General features: G+C 71.3%; 26 protein-coding genes and 1 riboswitch. Of the genes, 11 read left to right on the top strand and 15 right to left on the bottom strand.

Annotation, left to right across the window (positions count from 1 at the left end):
• Positions 1 to 149: 149 nt before the first annotated feature.
• From U8525_RS02115 to U8525_RS02095, 5 genes are read right to left on the bottom strand one after another with little or no spacing between them, the layout of a single operon-like run.
• Positions 150 to 638, bottom strand: a complete 489-nt coding sequence (locus U8525_RS02115) for a Mov34/MPN/PAD-1 family protein (protein ID WP_374260393.1) — start codon at positions 636 to 638, stop codon at positions 150 to 152.
• Positions 602 to 1,234, bottom strand: coding sequence for a ThiF family adenylyltransferase (locus U8525_RS02110; RefSeq protein WP_374260390.1), 633 nt, complete (start codon positions 1,232 to 1,234; stop codon positions 602 to 604). The genes U8525_RS02115 and U8525_RS02110 overlap by 37 nt, the downstream gene beginning before the upstream one ends.
• Positions 1,235 to 1,244: 10 nt before the next feature.
• Entirely contained in the window at positions 1,245 to 1,517 is a 273-nt protein-coding gene (locus tag U8525_RS02105) for a ubiquitin-like small modifier protein 1 (RefSeq protein ID WP_374260388.1), read from the bottom strand.
• A 3-nt stretch (positions 1,518 to 1,520) separates the two neighbouring features.
• Positions 1,521 to 1,760: a sulfurtransferase TusA family protein gene (locus U8525_RS02100; protein ID WP_374260385.1), complete on the bottom strand. Its 240-nt coding sequence runs from the start codon at positions 1,758 to 1,760 to the stop codon at positions 1,521 to 1,523.
• On the bottom strand, positions 1,748 to 2,524 hold the full coding sequence (locus U8525_RS02095; protein WP_374260383.1) for a ThiF family adenylyltransferase: 777 nt from the start codon (positions 2,522 to 2,524) through the stop codon (positions 1,748 to 1,750). The genes U8525_RS02100 and U8525_RS02095 overlap by 13 nt, the downstream gene beginning before the upstream one ends.
• Before the next feature lie 134 nt (positions 2,525 to 2,658).
• Between U8525_RS02095 and U8525_RS02090 the strand changes: the two genes are divergently transcribed.
• The 6 genes from U8525_RS02090 to U8525_RS02065 all read left to right on the top strand — a co-directional run bounded on the left by U8525_RS02090 (position 2,659) and on the right by U8525_RS02065 (position 8,768).
• Positions 2,659 to 3,078, top strand: coding sequence for a hypothetical protein (locus tag U8525_RS02090; protein ID WP_374260380.1), 420 nt, complete (start codon positions 2,659 to 2,661; stop codon positions 3,076 to 3,078).
• Between the two features lie 90 nt (positions 3,079 to 3,168).
• Positions 3,169 to 4,452: a sensor histidine kinase gene (locus tag U8525_RS02085; protein WP_374260378.1), complete on the top strand. Its 1,284-nt coding sequence runs from the start codon at positions 3,169 to 3,171 to the stop codon at positions 4,450 to 4,452.
• A 20-nt stretch (positions 4,453 to 4,472) separates the two neighbouring features.
• Positions 4,473 to 5,240 carry a response regulator gene (locus U8525_RS02080; protein ID WP_374260376.1) on the top strand — a complete coding sequence of 256 codons (768 nt, stop codon included), beginning with the start codon at positions 4,473 to 4,475 and terminating at the stop codon, positions 5,238 to 5,240.
• Positions 5,241 to 5,341: 101 nt separating this feature from the next.
• Entirely contained in the window at positions 5,342 to 6,454 is a 1,113-nt protein-coding gene (locus tag U8525_RS02075) for an S-(hydroxymethyl)glutathione dehydrogenase/class III alcohol dehydrogenase (RefSeq protein WP_374260373.1), read from the top strand.
• The gene (fghA, locus tag U8525_RS02070) at positions 6,451 to 7,305 is read left to right on the top strand and encodes an S-formylglutathione hydrolase (protein ID WP_374260371.1); all 855 of its coding nucleotides are present in this window, start codon (positions 6,451 to 6,453) and stop codon (positions 7,303 to 7,305) included. The genes U8525_RS02075 and fghA overlap by 4 nt, the downstream gene beginning before the upstream one ends.
• Before the next feature lie 188 nt (positions 7,306 to 7,493).
• Positions 7,494 to 8,768: a DEAD/DEAH box helicase gene (locus U8525_RS02065; RefSeq protein ID WP_374260369.1), complete on the top strand. Its 1,275-nt coding sequence runs from the start codon at positions 7,494 to 7,496 to the stop codon at positions 8,766 to 8,768.
• On the opposite strand, the gene U8525_RS02060 is transcribed toward U8525_RS02065, so the two are convergent.
• Positions 8,762 to 9,250, bottom strand: a complete 489-nt coding sequence (locus tag U8525_RS02060) for a peptidylprolyl isomerase (protein WP_374260367.1) — start codon at positions 9,248 to 9,250, stop codon at positions 8,762 to 8,764. The genes U8525_RS02065 and U8525_RS02060 overlap by 7 nt on opposite strands.
• A gap of 75 nt (positions 9,251 to 9,325) precedes the next feature.
• Positions 9,326 to 9,862 (bottom strand): DUF2378 family protein, encoded by a 537-nt coding sequence (locus tag U8525_RS02055; protein WP_374260365.1) that lies wholly within the window; start codon positions 9,860 to 9,862, stop codon positions 9,326 to 9,328.
• 188 nt (positions 9,863 to 10,050) lie between these two features.
• Between U8525_RS02055 and U8525_RS02050 the strand changes: the two genes are divergently transcribed.
• The 3 genes from U8525_RS02050 to U8525_RS02040 are packed head-to-tail and all read left to right on the top strand — an operon-like array spanning position 10,051 to position 11,536.
• Positions 10,051 to 10,593, top strand: a complete 543-nt coding sequence (locus tag U8525_RS02050) for an RNA polymerase sigma factor (RefSeq protein WP_374260545.1) — start codon at positions 10,051 to 10,053, stop codon at positions 10,591 to 10,593.
• Complete coding sequence (locus U8525_RS02045) at positions 10,590 to 11,243, top strand: DUF1109 domain-containing protein (RefSeq protein WP_374260361.1); 654 nt, start codon at positions 10,590 to 10,592, stop codon at positions 11,241 to 11,243. Before U8525_RS02050 ends, U8525_RS02045 begins: the two co-directional genes overlap by 4 nt.
• Positions 11,240 to 11,536 (top strand): Carotenogenesis protein CarS, encoded by a 297-nt coding sequence (locus U8525_RS02040; protein WP_374260358.1) that lies wholly within the window; start codon positions 11,240 to 11,242, stop codon positions 11,534 to 11,536. The genes U8525_RS02045 and U8525_RS02040 overlap by 4 nt, the downstream gene beginning before the upstream one ends.
• On the opposite strand, the gene U8525_RS02035 is transcribed toward U8525_RS02040, so the two are convergent.
• The 5 genes from U8525_RS02035 to U8525_RS02015 form a co-directional block, all read right to left on the bottom strand.
• Positions 11,500 to 12,249 (bottom strand): glutathione S-transferase, encoded by a 750-nt coding sequence (locus U8525_RS02035; RefSeq protein ID WP_374260356.1) that lies wholly within the window; start codon positions 12,247 to 12,249, stop codon positions 11,500 to 11,502. The two genes, U8525_RS02040 and U8525_RS02035, sit on opposite strands and share 37 nt — an antisense overlap.
• 150 nt (positions 12,250 to 12,399) lie before the next feature.
• A complete protein-coding gene (gene sugE, locus U8525_RS02030) occupies positions 12,400 to 12,729 on the bottom strand; it encodes a quaternary ammonium compound efflux SMR transporter SugE (RefSeq protein WP_374260353.1) in 330 nt (109 codons plus the stop codon).
• Between the two features lie 17 nt (positions 12,730 to 12,746).
• Positions 12,747 to 12,811: riboswitch (guanidine-III (ykkC-III) riboswitch) on the bottom strand.
• A 296-nt stretch (positions 12,812 to 13,107) separates the two neighbouring features.
• Positions 13,108 to 14,829, bottom strand: a complete 1,722-nt coding sequence (locus tag U8525_RS02025) for a CotH kinase family protein (protein WP_374260350.1) — start codon at positions 14,827 to 14,829, stop codon at positions 13,108 to 13,110.
• A gap of 121 nt (positions 14,830 to 14,950) precedes the next feature.
• Entirely contained in the window at positions 14,951 to 15,988 is a 1,038-nt protein-coding gene (locus U8525_RS02020; protein ID WP_374260347.1) for a hypothetical protein, read from the bottom strand.
• A gap of 48 nt (positions 15,989 to 16,036) precedes the next feature.
• Entirely contained in the window at positions 16,037 to 17,188 is a 1,152-nt protein-coding gene (locus U8525_RS02015; protein WP_374260345.1) for an AI-2E family transporter, read from the bottom strand.
• Between the two features lie 93 nt (positions 17,189 to 17,281).
• On the opposite strand from U8525_RS02015, the gene U8525_RS02010 reads away from it, so the two are divergent.
• On the top strand, positions 17,282 to 17,791 hold the full coding sequence (locus U8525_RS02010) for a hypothetical protein (RefSeq protein ID WP_374260342.1): 510 nt from the start codon (positions 17,282 to 17,284) through the stop codon (positions 17,789 to 17,791).
• A 37-nt stretch (positions 17,792 to 17,828) separates the two neighbouring features.
• On the opposite strand, the gene U8525_RS02005 is transcribed toward U8525_RS02010, so the two are convergent.
• The 3 genes from U8525_RS02005 to U8525_RS01995 form a co-directional block, all read right to left on the bottom strand.
• On the bottom strand, positions 17,829 to 17,951 hold the full coding sequence (locus U8525_RS02005; RefSeq protein ID WP_014396669.1) for a hypothetical protein: 123 nt from the start codon (positions 17,949 to 17,951) through the stop codon (positions 17,829 to 17,831).
• Between the two features lie 40 nt (positions 17,952 to 17,991).
• Positions 17,992 to 19,389: a P1 family peptidase gene (locus tag U8525_RS02000; RefSeq protein ID WP_374260542.1), complete on the bottom strand. Its 1,398-nt coding sequence runs from the start codon at positions 19,387 to 19,389 to the stop codon at positions 17,992 to 17,994.
• Positions 19,390 to 19,452: 63 nt separating this feature from the next.
• On the bottom strand, positions 19,453 to 20,109 hold the full coding sequence (locus tag U8525_RS01995; RefSeq protein ID WP_374260339.1) for a TetR/AcrR family transcriptional regulator: 657 nt from the start codon (positions 20,107 to 20,109) through the stop codon (positions 19,453 to 19,455).
• A 187-nt stretch (positions 20,110 to 20,296) separates the two neighbouring features.
• Between U8525_RS01995 and U8525_RS01990 the strand changes: the two genes are divergently transcribed.
• A complete protein-coding gene (locus U8525_RS01990) occupies positions 20,297 to 21,727 on the top strand; it encodes a carotenoid oxygenase family protein (RefSeq protein ID WP_374260336.1) in 1,431 nt (476 codons plus the stop codon).
• Positions 21,728 to 21,748: the final 21 nt, after the last annotated feature.

The following is a 21,748-nucleotide window of genomic DNA, read 5'->3' as shown; positions in this document are numbered from 1 at the left end:
TAACTCCCTGCGTCCGGAGCGCTTCTTGCACGCGGCGTGGGACGCGGCAGATCCAATAGACCGCCGCTTTATAGACGAAAACCCAGTCACTTGACAATTCGGACCCACCTTTCCGCAGGTGGGGTCGCTCGCCGGGCAAGTTCCCGCCCTTACACGGGTTTTTCAAACCTGAAATCCGCCAATACAAGCGGAACAGTCTGAAAATCTCCCGCGCACCAGGAGGACCGCGAGGCGGAGGCGACACGGCCTCCGCGTATGGCGACCACCACGTACGACACCCCGGGCAGCAGTGGGATTCCCGAGGGAGCGGCCTGGCGGCGGTCCTCCGCGGAGAACACGGCGGGCGCGTCCACGTGCGAATGGAAGACGCACACCACCGCCTCGTGTCGCGCGTCCGCGTCCAGGCAGACCTGGAGCCACGCCTCCGGCGCGAAGGCGTAGGCGACGCGAGGCGTGGGGGAGGCGTTGGGCAGGGGGACGACCCGCCAGGCCCCGCCCTCCCCCGCCCCGCTCCGGAGGATCACGCCGCAGCCCTCCAGGGGCCACGCGGCCTCCAGGTGGCGGATCATCCGGGCGAGGACTTCCGGTGGGGCGTCCTGGATCAGGGCGTCGCGTCCGCCGCCGCGCAGCGCGAGCACCGGCGCGGCTCCAGGTCCGTCATCGCGCCCGGGGCGCCCAGCCACCGGCCGCCCAGCGACGGGCCCAGGCCCAGCCGCAGCCGCTGGAACACCAGGGCGCCCAGGGCGCCCAGGGCCACGCCCAGGGCGCCGTCCGGCGGCGTGCCCAGGTGGCGCACCGTCTCGCCGAAGCACCAGACGCACCCGTCCGCGCCCCGGAACACCACCGCGCCGCGCACGCCGTCGCCGCCGAGCGCGACCCAGGGGGCCTCGCCGCTCCAGGCCGCCGGCAGCTCCGCGAGCAGTCCACCGCCGGGCGTGCCCACCGCGTCCGGGTTCAGCTCCGGCACCACGCGCGCCAGCACCTCCGGCACGGGCTGGCCCACGTCCCGCGCGGACGCGAGGAACCCCGGCGACCAGGGCCCCATCGTCAGCGTGCCCACGCCCGTCACCGGGGTGCCGCCGCCGGCCAGGTACGCCGTGGCCGTGAGGCCGGACGCGCCCAGCCCGTCCACGCGCGCGCCGCCCGACAGCAGCGCCTCCTGTCCGCGCCCGCCCACGTCCCGCAGGAGGATCTGCCGGGAGTAGCGGAGAATCTGGTCCTCGCGCAGCGCCATGACGCCCCCGTCAGCCTCCCGCCATGGCGGGGATGAGGGTGATCCGGTCCGCGTCCCGCACCGGCGTGTCCAGGGACTTGAGCGCGCGCACGTCCTCGTCGTTGAGGAAGACGTTCACGTAGCGGCGCACGGCGCCCTTGTCGTCGAAGAGGCGCGCGCCCATGCCGGGGTAGCGCGCCTCCAGGTCGCGCAGCACCTCGCCCACGGTGGCGCCGGTGGCCTGGACCTCGGCCTGGTTGCGCGTCAGCGGCCTCATCGGCGTCGGGATGCGGATCGTGGCCATGGCTCATGTCCCCCGCTTGCGGATGATCAGCCGGTGCGTACCGTCCCCGCGCGGCTCCAGGGCCACCACGTCGTGGCCCTCGTCCTTCGCGCTGCGGGGCACGTTCCTCAGGGGCTCGTCGCCCTTGAGCAGCACCTCCAGGAGCGCGTCCGGGGGCAGCGACTCCAGCTTCAGCTTGGTGCGCACGTAGGTCATCGGACACACCTCGCGGGTGATGTCCAACGTCGCCGTCACGTCGGGCATGCGGTGTCCTCCTGGGACGAGGGGAACGGGGGCAGCGCCCGGATGGCGCACCCGGGGCAGTCGGGGGCGCGCGTCACCTTCACGGTGCGCCCCTCCAGCGTCTCGCCGTCGAGCACGTGCAGCGTGGCCTCGCCGCGGGGGCCCCTCGCCGCGCCGGCCAGCAGCTCCAGCGCGAGCAGCGCCTGCACCGCGCCGATGAGCCCCGCCATCGCGCCCAGGACGCCGGCCTGCGCGCAGGTGGGCACCGCGTCCGGGGGCGGCACGTCCTCGTAGAGGCAGCGCAGGCACGGGCCGCCGGGGTCGATGCGCAGGGCCTGCCCCTGCATGCGCAGCACGCCGCCGTAGACGAGCGGCACGCCGGTGAGCACCGCCACGTCCGACAGGAAGAACTTGGTCGCGACGCCGTCCGTGGCGTCCACCACCAGGTCGTGCTCGCGGAAGAGCGCCTCCGCGTTGCCCGCGTCCAGCCGCTCCGGCAGCGCCTCCACGCTCAGGCCCGGGAAGGCGCGCAGGAGGCCCTCGGCGGCGGACTCCGCCTTGAAGCGGCCCACGTCCCGCGTGCGGTGCCAGAGCTGCCGCGGCAGGTTCGTCGCGTCCACCCGGTCCGGATCCACCACCGTCAGGTGGCCCACGCCGCCCTGCGCCAGCGCGAGCGACGCCGGACAGCCGAGGCCGCCCGCGCCCACCACCAGCACCCGCGCGCGCTCGATGCGGCTGGCGTGGGGAATGCGTGCGTGATGGTCGGTATCCGGCGAACCGTGCATGGGGCTGGTGCTCCGCGAGGAACGAAAGGAATATGGTGCGGCGACTCCACGTCCGGACTCCGGAACGCCCCGAAGCCTTCTCAACCGCTATCGCCACCGCCGCCGTCACAAGCGGCCCTCACCTGCCAGGACATATGAAAAACCTGACCGGCGCGCTCGTGTTTTCCACCCTGCTGTCCCTGGCTGTCGGCTGCCACAAGAACACCGGCGAGAGCCCCGACGCGGCCACGCAGACCGGCACCGTCCAGGAGGAGCTCCAGGCGGGCCGCGAGGCCGCTCCCCCGGCGGCCACCGAAGAGGCCGGCACGAAGGACGCGAGCTCCGTGAGCTACGACTCCGGCGCCACCGACCGCCTGACCCTGGAGGCCTGCGTGGACGGCTGGCTCAAGTCCCACAACCTGGACCGCTTCGGCAACGCGAAGGGCACCATGTACGCGGGCGGCACGCCCCTGTTCGACGAGCGCACGGGCCAGAACACCGACCGCCTGGACTACATCCTCGCCCACCAGCCCGAGGCCAAGAAGGCGTGCGTGGACGAGGGCGCGCCCCAGTAGCGCCCGTGCCCACCGCCCCGCCAGGCTGTCGACCTGACGGCCTGCCGGGAATTCCGCACCCGGGGGGAGGTCTCGTAAGCTGCCGCCCGCATGGACAGCGACCCCCGACCCGGCGACGACCACACGGCCCATGACCTGAAGGCCCGCGTCCGCGCCGTGCTGGAGCGCCGCAACCTCACGGACAAGGTGTCCGCGGAGCAGGCGGCGGCCTCGTGGGAGCAGGACCGCTTCGTGGCCCGGGCCCGCGCGCTGTTCTACGCGCGGATGATGTTCCTCTCGCTGGGCCTGCTCATCCTCGCGGTGCCCGCGTGGAGCGGCTACTTCGGCTTCAACGGGCCCATCTCCTTCCTGGGCTACTTCGCGATGCTCATCTACAGCGTCGCGAACCTGCTCGTCATCGACCACCCGAAGGCGGGCCGGTGGGTGACGTACCTGTCGCTGTGCTGCGACCTGCTGATCACCGTGGTGCTCATCGCCCGGCCGCAGGTGGGCGGCGGCCTCCAGAGCCCGCTGCTGGCGACGCAGCTGCTCTTCACCACCCTCTTCGCCATCCTCTTCCCCAAGCCGCTGGCCATCCTGCCGCCGCTGCTGGCGCTGCCCATCACCACGCGGTTGGACCTGCTCCTCAACCGCTCCGTGACGGCGGTGGAGCTGCTCACGCTGCTCTGGTACCTGGGGCTCAACTTCATCATCGTCTACGTGCTCGTGTACCTGAACGAGCGCGAGGCCACGGCCCACCGCGAGGTGGTGGCCCTCCAGGGCGACCTGAAGGAGCTGGCGGTGGTGGAGGAGCGCAACCGGCTGGCGCGCGAGATCCACGACGGCCTGGGCGCGTCCCTGTCCTCGATGATCATCCAGGCGGAGTACATCCTGAACCTCGCGCGCGAGGAGGGGCTGCGCACGGAGATCCTCGAGATGAAGGCCACCGCGGAGGAGTCCATCGAGGAGCTGCGCCGCAACCTGCGGATGATGCGCGACGACTTCGAGCTGGCGCAGGGCCTGGAGGACTACATCAAGACGTTCCGCGACCGCACCGGTCAGTCCATCCGCTTCGAGCGCACGGGGCTGGCGCGCAAGCTGCCCCCGGACGCGCAGCTGGCCCTCTTCCGCATCCTCCAGGAGTGCCTGTCCAACGCCGCGAAGCACGCCGAGGCGAAGGAGGTCCAGGTGCGCCTGGACTTCAGCGCGGAGGGCGTGCACCTGGTGGTCCGCGACGACGGCAAGGGCTTCGACCCGGCCCGCACGCCGCGCGGACATTACGGCCTGCTCAACATGCGTGAGCGGGCCATGAAGCTCGGGGGTTCCATCGTGGTGGACTCGGCGCCCGGCGCCGGGGCCCAGGTGGCCTTCTCCCTTCCCTGTCTTTCCGCCTGACACGCACCGGAGCCCGCCCCGTGGACCTGACTTCCAGCGCCGCCCCCCTCCCCATCCGCGTGTTCGTCGTGGAGGACCAGACCAAGATCCTGAAGAACCAGCTGCGCCTCTTCGAAGGCCACCCGGACATCGACATCGTGGGCACCGCGCTGTCGGGCGAGGCCGCGCTGGTGGAGGTGGAGCGCGAGCAGCCGGACGTGCTGCTGCTGGACCTGGGCCTGCCGCGCATGAGCGGCATCGACGTCACGCGGGAGGTGAAGGCGCGCTTCCCGAAGGTGGAGATCCTGATCTTCACCATCTTCGATGAGGAGGACAAGGTCCTGGAGGCGGTGAAGGCGGGCGCGTCCGGCTACCTGCTCAAGGGCGCCACGGTGGACAAGATCGTCGAGGCCATCAAGGAGGTGCGCGCGGGCGGCACGGTCATCCAGCCGAACCTGGCGCGGCGCCTGCTGCGCCACTTCCGCGTGGAGCCGGACACCGCGCCCGTGCCCACCGAGCCGCTGGCCGTGGCGCCGTCCGCCGCGGAGCCCGTGGCCCCGGCGCCCTCCGCGCCCACGGACGAGGAGGCCGCCGCGCAGGAGCCGCTGCTCAAGCCGCTGTCGGACCGCGAGCGGGAGATCCTCCAGCTCATCGCCAAGGGCGTGTCCAACAGCGAGGCGGCCCGGCTGCTGTCGCTCTCCAAGGCGACCATCCGCACCCACCTGGAGCACATCTACCGGAAGCTCGAGGTGACGAACCGCGTGGAGGCCGTCACCGAGGGCATCCGCAAGGGCCTGATCTCCGTCTAGTAGCGAGCCCTGATGGGTGGGGCCGCTTCTTTTCACGGACGACGCGGTGCGTGGCCTCTACAGTGGGGAGGCTTCGTCTCCCCACTCACAGGAGCCCCACCATGGACGTCCGCGCCGCCGTCGCCTTCGAGGCCGGCAAGCCCCTGAGCATCGAAACCGTGCACCTGGAGGGCCCCAAGGCGGGCGAGGTGCTGATCGAGCTGAAGGCCACCGGCCTGTGCCACACCGACGAGTTCACCCGCTCCGGCGCGGACCCGGAGGGGCTGTTCCCCGCCATCTTCGGTCACGAGGGCGCGGGCGTCGTCGTGGACGTGGGCCCGGGCGTCACCAGCGTGAAGAAGGGCGACCACGTCATCCCGCTCTACACGCCGGAGTGCCGCGGCTGTAAGTCGTGCCTGTCTCGCAAGACGAACCTCTGCACGGCCATCCGCGCCACCCAGGGCAAGGGCCTGATGCCGGACGGCACCAGCCGCTTCCGCCTGGGCAAGCAGCTGATCCACCACTACATGGGCTGCTCCACGTTCGCGAACTACACGGTGCTGCCGGAGATCGCCGTGGCGAAGATCCGCGAGGACGCCCCCTTCGACAAGGTCTGCTACATCGGCTGCGGCGTCACCACGGGCGTGGGCGCCGTCGTCTACACCGCGCAGGTGGAGGCCGGCGCGAAGGTCGTCGTCTTCGGCCTGGGCGGCATCGGCCTCAACGTCGTGCAGGCCGCGCGCATGGTGGGCGCGGACATGATCGTCGGCGTGGACCTCAACCCCGCGCGCAAGGAGATCGCCGAGAAGTTCGGGATGACGCACTTCGTGAACCCGAAGGAGGTGGAGGGCGACCTCGTGCCCTACCTGGTGAACCTCACCGACGGCGGCGCGGACTACAGCTTCGAGTGCATCGGCAACGTGAAGACGATGCGCCAGGCGCTGGAGTGCTGCCACCGCGGCTGGGGCGAGAGCATCATCATCGGCGTGGCGGGCGCGGGGCAGGAGATCAGCACCCGGCCGTTCCAGCTCGTCACCGGCCGCGTGTGGAAGGGCAGCGCGTTCGGCGGCGCCCGCGGCCGCACGGACGTGCCGAAGATCGTGGACTGGTACATGGAGGGGAAGCTCCAGGTCGACCCGCTGATCACCCACACGCTGAAGCTGGAGGAGATCAACCACGGCTTCGACCTGATGCACGAGGGCAAGTCCATCCGCAGCGTGGTGAAGTACGCATGAGCGCGGTGCCTCCCACGCTCGTCAGCGAGCACGCGTGCTTCGGGGGGACGCAGTCCTTCTGGAGGCACCCCTCCGAGGCCTGCGGCAGCGAGATGCGCTTCAGCGTCTTCACCCCGCCCCAGGCGAAGCACGGCGAGGTGCCCGTGCTGTACTACCTGGCGGGCCTCACCTGCACGGAGGAGACCTTCCCCACCAAGGGCGGCGCGCAGCGCGTCGCGGCCGAGCTGGGGCTGATGCTCGTGTCGCCGGACACCAGCCCCCGGGGCGCGGGCATCCCGGGCGAGGACGCGGACTGGGACTTCGGCACCGGCGCGGGCTTCTACCTGGACGCCACCCAGGAGCCGTGGAAGGCGCGCTACCGCATGGGCACGTACATCACGCAGGAGCTGCCCGGCCTCCTCGGCGCGCACTTCCCCGCGCGCATGGACCGCGAGGGCATCTTCGGACACTCCATGGGCGGACACGGCGCGCTCGTCACGGCGCTGCGCAACCCGGGCCGGTACAGGTCCGTGTCCGCGTTCGCGCCCATCGGCGCTCCCATCCGCAGCCCCTGGGGCAAGAAGGCCTTTGGCGGCTACCTGGGGCCGGATGAGGCGACGTGGCGCGAGCACGACGCCACGGAGCTGCTGAAGGCCGGCCGGCGCGTGCCGGCGCTGCTCGTGGACCAGGGGACGAAGGACAAGTTCCTGCCGGAGCAGCTGCACCCGCACTTCCTCCGGGAAGCCTGCGAGGCGGCGGGCCAGCCCCTCACCCTGCGCATGCAGGAGGGCTACGACCACGGCTACTACTTCGTCTCCACCTTCATGGAAGACCACCTGCGCCACCACGGCGCGGCGCTGAACGCGGGCTGAGGCAGGCGCCTCGCGCTCCGGGCAGCCAGGGCCCGGGGCGCGGCGCCGCCGACTCCCCCACGCGCCGACAGCGGCCTTGCGCACGGGCATGCCGCGGAGGCTCCGCGCCCGGCCCCGGCCCGCCCTGGAAGCCCCGTGTCCCTCAATCCCCTTCCCTCCCCGGCCCGAAACGTGGGAGGCGTGGGGGTATGAGCGCCTCCTTCAAGTCCCTGGGCCTGTCCCCCGAAACGCTGGGCGCCGTGAAGCGCGCCCGCTTCGGTGCTCCCACGCCCATCCAGGCGCAGGCCATCCCGCCCGCGCTCGCCGGCCGCGACGTCATCGGCTGCGCGGCCACCGGCACCGGCAAGACGGCCGCCTACCTGCTCCCCATGGTTGAACGCTTCGCGGGCGCGAAGGGCACGCGGGGCCTCGTCCTCGCGCCCACGCGCGAGCTGGCGCAGCAGGTGGAGGAACAGGCCCGCTTCTTCGGCGAGCCCCTGGGCGTCGGGCCCGCGCTCATCGTCGGCGGCGAGGACATGAACGCGCAGGTGGAGGCCCTGCGCCAGCGCCCCGCGCTCATCATCGCCACGCCGGGCCGGCTCGTGGACCTGTTGGGCGTGAAGGCCGTGAACCTGTCGCGCATCCAGACCCTGGTGCTGGACGAGGCGGACCGGATGCTCGACATGGGCTTCCTGCCGCAGATCAACCAGGTGCTCCACGCGCTGCCCCGCGAGCGCCAGACGCTGCTGTTCTCCGCCACCCTGGGCGCGGACGTGACGCGCTTCGGACAGCGCGCCCTGCACAAGCCCGTGCGCGTGGAGGTGACGCCCAGCGGCACGCCCGCGCCGCGCGCCGAACAGCACCTCTACCTCGTGAAGCCCGAGGAGAAGTGGCCCCTGCTCCTCACGCTGCTCTCCCAGGACCAGGCCAGCGCGCTCGTGTTCGTGCGCACGCAGCAGCGCGCGGACAAGATGAAGGAGCTGCTCTCCGCCGCGGGCCACAAGGCCGCGGCCCTGCACGCGGGCCGCACGCAGGCGCAGCGGCGTCAGGCCTTGGAGGGCTTCCGCCGGGGGCAGTACCGGTGCCTGGTGGCCACCGACCTCGCGGCGCGCGGGCTGGACGTGGATGACATCGGCCACGTCATCAGCCTGGACGTGCCGCACGGGCCGGAGGACTACGTGCACCGCATCGGCCGCACCGCTCGCGCGGCGGCCAGCGGGCGGGCGTCGATGTTCGCGCTGGAGGTGGAGCGGCGCACGCTCCAGGACATCGAGCGCATCATCCGCCAGGAGCTTCCCCGCACGGAGGTGCCGCGCGCGGACCCCATCTTCAAGCGGGAGCTGGAGACGTTCCAGGCGAAGCAGCGCGACCCGGGGCCGCGCCAGCCCGACCATGGACGCTCCTCCCGGCCGCAGGGTGCCGCGCCCGGGCGGCACGCCCGGACGCACGGCAAGGACCGCCCGAAGGGGCCCCGCGGTCAGTGATCGTGGTGGTCGTCGGGGCCGTGCACGTGACCGTGCTCGAGCTCCTCGGGCGTGGCGGCGCGCACTTCCTTGATGGTGACGTCGAAGTGGAGCTCCTTGCCGGCGAACGGGTGGTTGAAGTCCACCAGCACCGTGTCCTTGCGGACCTCCTTCACCAGGAAGTCGACCTCGTCGCCCTCCGGATCCGTGGCGCTCAGGATGCCGCCGGGCTTGATCTCCAGGTCCTCGGGGAACTCCGAACGGGGGACCTCTTCGACGCCCTCGGGGTCGTAGTCGCCGTAGCCTTCCGCCGCGGAGACGACCGTCTTCAGGGACTCGCCCGCGGACTTGCCCTCCAGCGCCTTCTCCAGGCCGGGGACGATCTCCTCGTAGCCGTGCAGGTAGACGAGCGGATCGCCTGCCTCGCTCTCGTCCACGATCTTCCCGTCACCGAGGTGCAGTTTGTAGTCAATGGCGACAACGCTGTCCTTGCCGATTTTCATGGGGCCCTCATAGCGCATTCAGTCATGCCGCGGTGGAAGGATGATGCTCACCGTTACCGCGTGCACACGGACGTCCTACCAACGCATCCTCAGCTCGAAGCGCCCGTGGCCGTCGTCGGACTCCAGCACCGCGCTGGGGTTGGCGGCTCCGGACTGGCGCAGCGCTTCCTCGCAACACCCCGCCGCGGCCTCCGCCGGGAAGGGATAGCCCTGGAACGTCACCCGCCAGTCCCGGGGCCCGAGCTCCGTGGAGGTGATCTCCACCGGCTCCATCACCGAGCGGAAGCTCAGCGCCACCCGCTTCATCGCGCGGTCCGGGCCCGCGACCTTCAGGGCCACGTTCACCACCCTGCCCACCAGCGTCTCGAAGTAGCCGCGCACCAGGTCCCGGCCCATCTGCCGCAGGGCCTCCTCCCGGAGCCGGTCCGCGTAGGCCGCCTGGAGCACCAGGTTCTGGCAGCGCAGGAAGACGGACGCCGGATAGGACGCCCTCGGCCGGTCCGGGTCATACCCCGCCGCCGCCATGCGCTCGCGCAGCGCGTTGTCCAGCCGCACGCAGCGCAGCAGCGACTCGAACAGCGTGGACTGGATGACGACCTCGGCCGGGGACATGGACGCTCGAAGTGGGGAAACGCGTTGAAACCGGTAAGGCGCGCGACACTACCCTTTCGGGTCCGGGATGCGAGCCTCCTGGCGACATCCCGTTCAGGACTCGTGGTTTCAAGGCCTTGGAGCGTCCGGGGAGGCAATCGCCCGCCTTTGGAAACGATTTCCGGGCAGGGCCGTCCGTGACCCAGACGATGGACGGCGTCACGGACGAAGCACTCATGGACCAGTTCTGTCAGGGAGCGCCGCTGGCGTTCGAGGCGCTGTTCGCCCGGCACGCCGGGCGGGTGCACGGCTTCCTCGCCCGCATGGTGAGGGACGGCCCCCTGGCGGAGGACCTCTTGCAGACGACCTTCCTGTCCGTCGTCCGGGCGCGGGGGCGCTACGAGCGGGGCACGCGCTTCACCCCCTGGCTGCTCACCATCGCGGCGAACGCGGCCCGGGACGCGCTGCGGCACCAGCAGCACGTGGACGCGCACGCGCACGCGCCGCCGGAGGGGCCCACGTCGGCGCCCGCGCCGGACGGAGACCCGGCCATGCGCCGGCGCATCGAGGACGCGCTCCAGCAATTGCCCGTGGAGCAGCGCGAGGCGGTGGTGCTGAGCAAGCTGGAGGGCTGGTCCTTCGAGGAGATCGCCAAGATGCGGGGCATCCGCGCGGGCGCGGCGCGGCTGCGGGCGCACCGGGGTTACGAGAAGCTGCGCGAGCTGCTGGGTGGGTTGGAGGAGCTGGCATGAGCCCTCCGTTCAACCCGTGGGGGCCGCCCCGACCGGACCCGAAGGCGCTGGAGCGCGCGCTGGCGGCAGCGCACGCGGAGCTGGCCCTGAAGCGGCCGGTGCGGCGCTGGCGTTCGCAGGCGGTGGGGCTGTTCGCGGCGTCCGCGGGCCTGGCGCTCGCGGCGATGGGGGTGCTGCTGGCGCTGGGGAGCACCTCGGGCGCGCTGCTGATGGCCCGAGCGCCCCTGCTGACGCTGCTCCTGTCCACGGGCGCGGTGTGCGCCTGGGGGGCGATGGCGCCCCGGGGGCGCGGGCTGCGCTGGGTGGGCGTGGGCATGGCGCTGGTGAGCGCCGCGCTGCTGGTGCTGACGCGCGCGGCCCCGCGGGGCCCTTCCTCGCTGCCGGAGTGGGTGTGCACGGCGAGCCATCTGGCGTTGGCGCTGGGGCCCCTGGTGGCGGCGCTGGTGGCGCTGCGGTCGGCGGCGTTCGACCCGCTGCGCGCGGTGGTGGCGGGGCTGTCGGTGGGGACGGTGGGGGCGTTCGTGGGCGAGCTGGCGTGTGAGCAGGGCCCCGGACACGTGGCCACGTATCACCTGGGGGCGTGGGCACTCGTGGTGCTCACGACCTGGGCGCTGTCGAAACGCATCAAACCCCGGACCTACGCACCATGAAGCACGACCCTTCGCTCATCTTGACGGAAGACGTGGACGGCGCACCGGTGCGCATGGGCACGGCGGTGATGGTCATCCGCACCGAGCCGGACGACGCCGTGTCGGAGCGCTTCCTGGGCCGCGTGGGCGTCGTCGTGGCGCTGGTGTTCGACGATCCGCCCCGGCAGTACCCGGGCGACCCGCTCATCCAGGTGCGCGTGCCCGGCGTGGGCGAGGACCTGTTCTTCGCCCGGGAGCTTGTCGAGGTGCCCCAGGGTCACTTCGTCGCGTTCGGGTCATCCAGCTCCGGGTAGTGCCGGAAGATGCCCTGCATGGTGAAGGGCTGCGCGCGAGGGGACTTCTTGTACGCGGCGATGCGGGGGCGCTCCGCGATGCGCTGGCGCAGGGCCATCACGCCGGGGACCTCCGGGGCGATGCGGCGCATGGCCTTGGGAAAGGCATACAGCAGGCCTTCCACCAGCTGGTACAGCGCCAGCTCCGGATAGGAGAAGTCGTGGCCCAGGAGGTGCTTGCCGCCGCCCTGCGGGTTCGCCTTCAAGACGCGCTCGAAGTAGCCCAGGAACTTCGGGATGCGCTGGGTGCGGAAGTCCTCGGCGCGCTGCTTCGCGGCGTCCTTCTGCTCGTCGTAGTACTTCATCACGGCGAGGGGGTGATGCGTGTCGTGGGCTTCCGCGACCGCGTCCGCGACGGTGAGCTGGAATTGGCGGGCGTGCAGGCGCGACGCCTCGCCCGAGGGGACCAGGCCGAAGCGCTCGCCCAGGTAGGAGCAGATGTTGGGTGCCTGGGAGAAGACGACGTCGCCGACCTTGAGCACGGGCGGCGCGTACGCGGGCACGGGGCCCTTGCCGATCATGGCCGTCACGGCCCTGGCTCCTCCGCCCTGGGCTTCGGGCAGGAGGCCCACGTCCACCCAGTCCGCGCCCGCCTCCTCCAGCACCAGCCGCACGAACTCGCCGCGGCCGGGGATGCCGGGCCAGTAGTAAAGCTCGAACTTCGCGTCGCGCATCTCCGTCACCTCGCGTGATGGGAACCGGCGCGCATCCTGTGCTCACGGGCTGCGGCTTCCGGAACCCATCCGCGGGGAGGATTCACTCCCCCACAGTCCAGCGCGGTCGACTGTCCGCCCGCGGTCAGGCGCTGGGGCCGCGCCGGTGGCTCAGTGCGTGCCGCTGGTGACCTTGAGCCCGATGATGGCGACGATCATCAGCGTCAGGAAGAACAGGCGCGCGGGGGTAGCGGGCTCCTGGAAGAGCACCATGCCGGCCACGGCCGCGCCGGCTGCCCCGATGCCCACCCAGACCGCGTAGGCCGTGCCGATGGGCAGCTGCTTCACCGCGAGGGACAGGAGCCCCATGCTCGCGATGATGGCCGAAGCCGTGAGCACGCTGGGCAGCGGCCGGGTGAAGCCCTGGGTGTACTTGAGGCCCAGCGTCCAGGCGACTTCGAGCAGGCCGGCGATGATGAGGAGGATCCAAGACGACGACATGGCGCACGACTCCCGTTCAGGCGTCGTCTTGTCGTGACCGGGTACGGCGCACCTCGTCCGGGCTCGGTGGCCCCACCCTGGGGCCGCCGCACGCGGGGCGGAAGCTAACCGGGATGGGCGCGTCCCGCCACTGCTCTCATGACTGAGGAGGAGCTCATCGTCGGGACCGAGGGGACGCCAGCCCGGGATGGGGGCATGGCAACGAGCGGCCAGGACCTCATTGCTCCACCTGCTCCGGAGGGAAGGACTGGAGTCGGTTCAAGCTCGGCTCAATCCAGCCCTGAACGCGTGCGAGGTCAACGAACGACGGCCGCGAAGGCAGCGGAGTTCGTCGTCCCGGCTGGCGCGGCGAGGTCCTCCCCCGCCGCGCCGCCAATCTCACGGCAGCTGCGACTGGAACGCGCTCCACCGCGCGTGGATCCACTGCCGCAGGTACTCCACCTCTTCCGCGTGCGTCTTGAAGTCCTGCCGCAGGTGCCAGTCCGGGAAGTTGCCGTAGCCGTCCTGGCCCGGCCTCGCGAAGTCCCGGTACTGCTGCCCCCACCGCGCCTCGTCGCGCTGCGCGTTGGGCCCCAGCTCCTTCACGTAGCCGTCGATCAGCGCCTGTACCGTGGCCTCGCTCAGCTCGTTCTTCAGGGCCTGGCGGTAGCGCTCCCGCAGGGGGCCCGCGATGGCAGGCTCCGCCAGCATCTTCTGGAACAGCAGGTTGTCCAACACATACGTGGGCCGCGCGGTGGCGACGGAGCGCGTGGTGTCGAAGTTCTGTCCAAGGCTCGCGTCCAGGTCCCAGGGGATGAAACGCCACGGACCGCCCGCCTTCGGGTCGTAGGCGTGATAGGCGTTCTTCCCCTGCGAATCATTGCCCTGGATCAGCGTATTGAAGATCCACCAGTCCTCGTAGTCCCGCGCCTTCAGCTTCGTGCCGAACTCCTGGCGGAAGCGCTCCGCGCTGGAGTCCGCCACCCACGCGACGAAGGCATCCAGCGTGTCGAAGGCGTGGGCCTGGTTCTCTTCCGGCGTGCCCTCGTCCTTCTCGAAGCCGACGTGGAGGTGCTCCTTCGGCTGCCCGTTCCGCTTGAGGCGGGAGAAGTTGGCGTCCGCGTCCACGGCCTTGAAGAGGTCCGAGTCGTCGTCGATGCCATTCCACTCCATCAGCCGCTTGTCCACGTGGTCCGCCGCCGTGTAGAGGCCGCGATACTTGTTGTTCGCGTACACCACCACGCTGAAGGTGCGGATGCGCACGGCGTCCGGAGACAGCCGGTGCCACAGCTCGAACGCCAGCCGCGAGCGCATGTAGGAGTTGTCATTGAACGTGGTGATGAGCACCACGCGCTTGCGGTCCTTGAAGCCGTCGCCGAAGACAGGCTCGGAGAACAGGTCGTCCTCCGCGAACTTGAACGTCAGGCTGCGCTTGGGGAACACGCTGGACGTAGCGCCCCGGTACTTCGCCTCGATGGTGTAGCGGTGGCCCCGGTACACGACCTCCGCGGGCCGGTAGCCGCCAGCCGTCAGGCCCACGGCCGGATCGAAGAACAGGTGCACCACCGGCAGCCCGTACTCCTCCGTGTAGGCCACGGGATCGACGATGTCGACCTTGCCCGGCGCGTCGTCGTTGTTGGCCACGCCCACCTTGAGCGTGCCCGTCTCGCCGGTGGTGCGCTCCTCCAGCGAGAGCATCCACACCGCGCCCTGGCTGAGTGACGGCGTCCAGCGCAGCGTGGCGGTGGACGCGTCGAACGTGGCGCCCGGCGGCAGGTTCCTCACCCCGAAGCGCAGCCCGGCCTCCGCGAGGCCCGTCGCGCACCTCACCTGCGCGCTGAAGGCCTCCCCCTCCAGCACCCAGCGCGTGTCGCCCGCCGTGGGCGCGCAGACCTGCGGCGCCGTGCCCGCGTCCGGCGTCACGGTGCCCGCATCGGACGGCGCCTCCGTGCCCGCATCGGCTTGCGCGTGCGTGCCCCCATCCACCACGCCCGCGTCGAAGGTCGCATCGGAAGGCGCTCCGGTCGCGGGCGCCTGGGGATCCTCACCGCCGCCACACGCCACCAGGGCAAGGCACGCCAGCCCCGCCAGTCCCCGCGTCCACCATCCGCTTGCTCGCACCGAGAGTCGTCCCCCTTGAGCCCACGGCCCGAAGCAGACCGTGGAGGCAAGGGGTAGTCATCGGTCCCGGGTCCCGGCACCCGCGCGCCCGACCGGTGTCGCGCGCCCGACAACGACAACGTCAATACGTCGCGATCAGCCCCACATGGAGGCTGGAGTACGTCTCCTCCGCCGCGCCTCCGGCGTCCCACCCGGTGAGCGTGCCGGCCCCGGAGAACCGGTCGCGGAAGTGCGCCAGCCGCCAGGCCACATCGTAGCCGAACGGGCCCCAGATGTCCCCGGACACGCCCAGCTCCGCGCTCCAGCCGAAGCTGGACACGGACGCGCCGAAGTCGCTGACCTCCTGCGCGCGCCGTCCCCCGTCCGCGTCCGGCGAGTGCCCCGGCCTGGGTGACAGCAAGAGGCCGCCCGACGCATCCAGCCGCACGGAGCTGAACAGCGGCACCGACAGGTCCAACGCCACGGACGGGAACACGCGGTGCGTGCCGGACAGTGGGTTGTCCGCGGACGGCTCGACGTTGAACGCGCGCGACTGGATGCCGGCGCGCGCGCCGACGTAGCCCTGCTGCGGCCGCGTCGTGCCGAAGCGGAAGTAGTAGCGGTACAGCGCCTGCGCGGTGAAGGCCGTGTCGGTGGCGGAGACCTCGCGCACCGGCGTCTGCCCGCCGTCCCCGGTGAGCGTCACGTCGGAGCTGGAGAAGCCCCGCTGCACGCCCAGTTGGATCCCCAGCCCGCGCAGCACCGACCGGGGGTCGCGCGCCAGCGGCAGCACCTCCGCCTCCAGCGCCAGCCCCAGGTAGGGATAGGACGAGGAGAAGTCCGACGTGTCCCCGAGCTGCTCCTCCTCCGGCAACCGCTCATACGCGCCGCAGCTGTCCACGCCGGGCCGCGCGCAGTAACGCCGCCACGTCGCGGTGAGGGACAGGTTGAGTCGCACCCAGGTGGGCTCCCCCACCTCCGGCTCCGCCTTCGCGGGCGCCTTGCCCGACGCCCCGGTGCCCAGCCGCAGCGACAGCCACGCCGGGGACTCCCGGCTGCCGTGGAGGGCCGCTCGCGTCAGGGCGTCGGAGGCCGCCGCGGCCGGCGCCGCCAGGGCTCCGGCGAGGGCCAGGGTCCGCAGCAGGCCCGAGGGGACCCTCGCGCTTCGGGTGGTCGTCATGCGCCGAGCAGGTTCACCCAGCGCCGGGGCGAAGTCCAGGCTCGGGGCTCAGGCGTTCATCACGTGACCCACGCTCGTCGTGGAGGACACTGGCGCGGGCTCCGACGCGAGCGAAGGCGAGGAATCCTGGGACACCACTGGAGCCGGCTGGGACTCCTGCGCACGCCCCAGGAAGTCGCGCCGGTAGATGCGCACCATGGCCATGAAGATGGACGCGATGAGCGGCCCCACCAGCAGGCCCATCATCCCGAACACCGCCAGCCCGCCGAACATGGACAGGAAGACGAGCAGCGGGTGCAGCGCCATGCGCGAGCCGCACAGCCGCGGGCGGATGACGTTGTCGATGCTGCCCACCAGGAACGTGCCCCACGCGAGCAGGAACACGCCCTCGCTCACCCGGTTCGCCGCGATGAGCACCACGCCAATGGGCCCCCACACGAGCGCGGTGCCGCCCACCGGCACCAGCGCCACCAGCACCATGGCCGCGCCCCAGACCCCTGCGTGCGGCACGCCCGCGATGAGCAGCCCCACGAAGCCCACCGCGCCCTGCACCAGCGCGGTGACGGTGTTGCCGTAGATGATGGCGTACGCGACGTCCGTGAACTCGTGCGAGAAGGCGTCGAAGTAGCGGCGCTCCAGCGGGAGCAGCCGCGCCACCTCGTTCACCAGACGACGGCCGTCCAGGAAGAAGTAATACATGGCGACCGTCATCAGGAACATGTTGACGACCAGCTCCGTGCCGGCGCCCACCAGCTCCGCGAGCAGCCCCGCGCCGCCCGACACCGCCGTCATCAGCAGGCGCTCCGTCTCCGAGCTCTCCGGGTCGAAGTGCACGTAGCGGGCAAGACCGCGGGGCAGGCTGTTGAGGAAATGGTGACGCAGGTCCACCTGCTCCAACAGGTCCTGCGCCTGGCCCACGAACTGGAGCACCTCGCGGGCCACCATCCAGCCCACCAGCGCCAGCGGGGCGAGAATCAGCAGGAACACCGCGAGGGTGGACACTCCCGCCGTCAGGGACTTGCGGCCCTGGAGCCGCCGGTCCAAGGAGTCCTGGATGGGCATGAACAGGACGACCAGGAAGCCGCCCAGCAGCACCGGCATCAGGAACGGCAGCAAGATGCGCGAAAAGAGAATCAGCGCGAGCGCGAACAGCCCCGCGAAGATGAAATTGGACCACCGCTTCGAGTCGCCCGCCGTCACCGCCCCACCCCGTCCCCCAGACCTGCTGCACGCAACGTAGGAACGGCATTTCCCACCAGGAAGTCCGTCCCGCCTTCACCCAAGAGGCCATCCATGACTTCTGGACGTTTCGTTCCGCTGGCAACCGTCACCACGGCCGTGGTGTCCAGCACCCTCCTGATGCTCGGCCCCGCCTGTCACGAGGGGGGAACCCTGGACTGCGGCGACGCCTGCGCGCCCGTGGAGGGCAACTACCCGCTCGCGTTCCAGGACGACGCGGGCCTGCCCGCCGAGTGCGTGAACCTGGACGTGCAGGCCGTGGCCAGCGGCGAACGGCTGAGCATCCAGCCAGCCGCCGATGGCGGCATCCTCACCGGCACGCTGACGGGGGTGGCGCTGACGGGCCAGGTCTACCCCTCAGGCAATCTGTCGCTGAACGGCACGCCGCTGCCCAGCAGCGACGGCGGGTTGAGCACCTTCCTCAACGTCAACGCGACCTTCACCGGGGGCCCCGACGACGCCGGCAGCCTGTCCGGGACCTTCACCGGCAACTACTCGCGCATCCAGGGCACCAGCGCCCTGAGATGCACCGTGACGCGCCCCTTCACGGCGACCCGACAGTGAAGCCAGGGCCGCCGGGAGCGGCGCCAGGGCGGAAGAACTACTTCTTCTTGCCTTCGGCGGCGGCGGCCTTGGCGGCTTCCTTCTGCTTCTTGATCCGCTTCTTCCAGTGCTGACGGATCTTCATCTGCACGCGGCGGTGCTTGCTCTTGCTGTTGGCCATGTGGGTGGCTCCTGGTCTCCGGAATGGAGCAAAGGGGGGCTTACCTATCAGAAGCCGACGGGCTCCCGGAAGAGGAACCCTCGGGGTCCTCCCGGGCGGGCGCCGCGGCCGCGGCCGGCGCGGGCCCGGGCCCCCCGTCCGGCGGGGGCTCGTTGGGGGCCGGGCGGGTCGGGAAGGGAATGCCCTCCGCGCTGCGCACCTGGGTGGGCAGCGCGCTGCCCAGCGTCACGTCCCCCTCGCGGTCCTCGTCGCTGGGCCGCTCCTTGGAGGCCGGCACGCTCGTCTGGTGGGGGCGCTTCTTCACTGAGGCGAAGATGGGGCGGCAGGCGTCCACGAAGCGGCGGACCTCGTCCAGGGGCAGCGCCGGGGAGTAGTTGTCGTTCACCCCCGTCATGGGCTCCGCCATGCACATGGCGTTGAGGATGGCCTCCTCCGTGCACTCCATCACCGCCTCGTAGAGGGGGTCCAGGCGCTGATCCAGGAGGATCTTCATCTTGTAGACCATCTTCTGGGTGCGCCGGGGGATGATGTTCGCGGTGGAGAAGCCCACGACGATCTCCCCGGAGCCGTGCGCCGCGTAGCTGCCCACCCGCCCGATGCCCAGGCCCACGCGCTTGCAGAGGCGGTTGATCTGATGGCTGAGCAGCGGCGCGTCCGTGGCGACCACGGCGATGATGGAGCCGTAGGACTTGCCGCGGTGGGGGGTGTTCTTGAACTTCTCCACCAGCACCTCGCCCACCGGCAGGCCGCCCACGCGCAGGTTGTGCATCTTCCCGAAGTTGGACATCACGAGCACGCCCAGCGTGTAGCCGCCCAGCACCTCCGGCAGCTTGCGCGACGACGTGCCGATGCCGCCCTTGAAGTCGCACGTCACCATGCCGGTGCCGCCGCCGACGTTGCCCTCCTGCACCGGACCGGACTTCGCGTTGTTGATGGCGGCGAAGACGTGCTCCTGGCGCACGTGGCGGCCGGAGATGTCGTTGAGCCACGAGTCGTCGCACTCGCCCACCACGGGGATGATGACGTCGTGCTCGTCGCCGATGCCCGGGTAGCGCTGGACCAGGTAGTTGGCCACGCCGTCGGACACGGCGCCCACGGCCATGGTGTTGGTGAGGAGGATGGGCGTCTCGATGAGGCCCCACTCCATCAGCTGCGTCATGCCGGAGACCTCGCCCGCGCCGTTGAGCACGAAGCCGCCTCCGCTCATGCGTTCCATGAAGATGTTGCCCAGGTTGGGCAGGATGGCCGTGACGCCCGTGCGCACCGGACCGAAGCCGGGCCGCAACGCCCCCGAGCCTTCGATGATCGTGGTGTGGCCCACCAGCACGCCTTCCACGTCGGTGATGGCGTTGTACTTCCCCGGCTTGAAGCGCCCCAGCGGAAGCCCCAGCTCCCGCGCCCGGACCCTCGGCCCATTCTCTTCCGGTATCCGCACCATGCCGGCGACCGTACCCGACAATCTCCGACGGTCAACCCGCTTCCCCACCGACTGTCGCGCACCTCAGCCGCGCGGCGGCAGCTTGAGCCCCTCGACGAGCAGCCGCGTCTGCACGCGGGCGAGCGCCTCCGCGGCCTCCGCGCCCTGGGGGGACTCGCCGAGCTGCCGGTCCACGAACAGCGAGGCGAGCCCGTGCACGAGCGACCACGCGGTGAGCGTGAGGGGCCGCGATTCACCGGGCCGCAGGAGGCCCGCCGCCTGCCCCGCCTCGATGGTGCTCACCAGCAGCGTGAAGGCGTCCGCCTCCCCTTCCACCGCCGGCGGCGGTGAGAGCGGCCGCGTGAAGTGCGGACCGAACATCACCCGGAAGTGCGGTGGGTGCCGCACGGCGAAGAGCACGTAGGCCTCGCCCGCCGCGTACAGCCGCTCCAGGGGATCTGCCTGGGGGGCCATGCGCTCGCGCATCTCGCGCGCCATGGCGCGGAAGCCCTCGTGCGCCACCGCCTCCAGCAGCGCCTCCTTATCCGCGAAGTGCCGGTAGGGCGCCGCGTGGGTGACGCCCGCCCGCCGGGCCACCTCCCGCAGCGTCAGCGCGCTGAAGCCCTCCTCGGCGATGAGCGCCACCGCCGCGTCCACCAGCGCCTGCCGCAGGTCCCCGTGGTGGTAGCGCACCCGCTCGGCCGGGGCCTCCTCCTGCTTCCGCTTGCCCTTCGTCGCCACCGTCCGTGCCTTTCCCTCGAGTGTCGAGCACCGCACGCGGAACCTACCCCGGCGCCGCGCGAAGTTTCCAGCGTCAACATGTATGTTGACATCGGAAACATGCGATGTTTACAGTGACTACAAGATGGGCGGCGCGGGGTGGGCCCGCGCCGGGACACCGCATTGGGCAGTGGGAAAGGGAGCTGTCATGACGACCGCGATGAAGCAGACGATGTCCTCCTCCGCACCGGGCTGGCTGCGGGCCTTCCGCACGCTCCCCCGCCAGCACGGCTTCGAGCCGCTGCGGGTGGAGGGACAGGTGCCGGAAGGGCTGCGGGGCTCGCTGTACCGGGTGGGGCCGTGGACGTTCGACGTGCACGGCCGGCAGTACCAGCACTGGTTCGACGGGGACGGCGGGATACTGGGCGTGCGCTTCGGCGCGGACGGGGTGACGGGCGCGTCGCGGCTGCTGGACACGCCCACCATGGTGGCGGAGCGCGAGGCCCCCTCGCAGCGCTACGGCGCGTACGGCACGCCCACGCCGCTGCTGCACAAGCTGCGCAACGTGCGCAAGAACTCCGCGAACACGTCCGTGATGGCGTGGAACGGCAAGCTGTACGCGCTCTTCGAGGGCAGCATCCCGGTGGAGGTGTCCCAGGACGACCTGTCCACGCTGGGCGAGACGGACCTCGACGGCACGGTGGTGGAGACGTTCTCCGCGCACCCGCACCGCGTGCCGTCACGCAAGGCGTCCTACAACTTCGGCATCCGCTACGGCCGCGAGACGCTGGCGGACCTCTACGCGCTGCCGGACGGCGGCAAGGCGCAGCGGCTGGGCGCGGTGAAGCTGCCGGGCGCGACCATGGTGCACGACTTCATCGCCACGGACCGCTCCCTTGTCTTCTTCCTGTCACCGCTGCGCCTCAACATCTTCAAGATGCTGCTGCGGGTGGGCTCGTACTCGGAGAACCTGCGCTGGCGGCCGGAGGCGGGCACGGAGGTGCTGGTGGTGCCCATCGACGACGTGGCGCATCCGCTCCGCATCTCCACGGAGGCCTTCTACCTGTGGCACTTCGGCAACGCGTACGAGCAGGGGGACACGCTGGTGGTGGACTACGTGCGCTACCCCGACTTCACGACGAACCAGTGGCTGGGCGAGCTGGTGCACGGCCCCACGTCCCTGGACGCGAAGGGCATGCTGCACCGGGCGGTGGTGGACCTGAAGGCGCGCACCTTCCGCACCGAGCAGCGGCTGGACGTGAGCTGCGAGTTCCCCCGCGTGGCCCCCGGCGTCGTGAACCGCGCGAACCAGACGGTCTACGTGGGCACGCACCGCAGCGACGAAGCGCGGCGCGGCCTCTTCGACGGCGTGGCGCGCGTGGAGGTGGCCACGGGCCGCGTCACGACGGCGAACCTGGGCGAGGGCACCTACCCCTCCGAGCCCGTCTTCGTCCCCCGCCCGGGCGCCAGCGCCGAGGACGACGGCTGGGTGCTCACGCAGGTCTACGACACGAAGACGGACACGTCCCACGTCGCCGTGCTGGACGCGCGCCGGCTGGAGGAGGGGCCCGTGGCCCGGTGCCACTTCGACCACGCCCTGCCGCCGACGTTCCACGGCGGCTTCGCGCCCGCGAAGTGACCCCGACTCCCGCCATCTCTG

Origin of the sequence: Corallococcus sp. RDP092CA (assembly GCF_041903675.1) — a bacterium.
GTDB lineage: Bacteria > Myxococcota > Myxococcia > Myxococcales > Myxococcaceae > Corallococcus.
The sequence above is the reverse complement of the archived record's forward strand: the minus strand, read 5'-3'. Positions and strand labels throughout refer to the sequence as shown.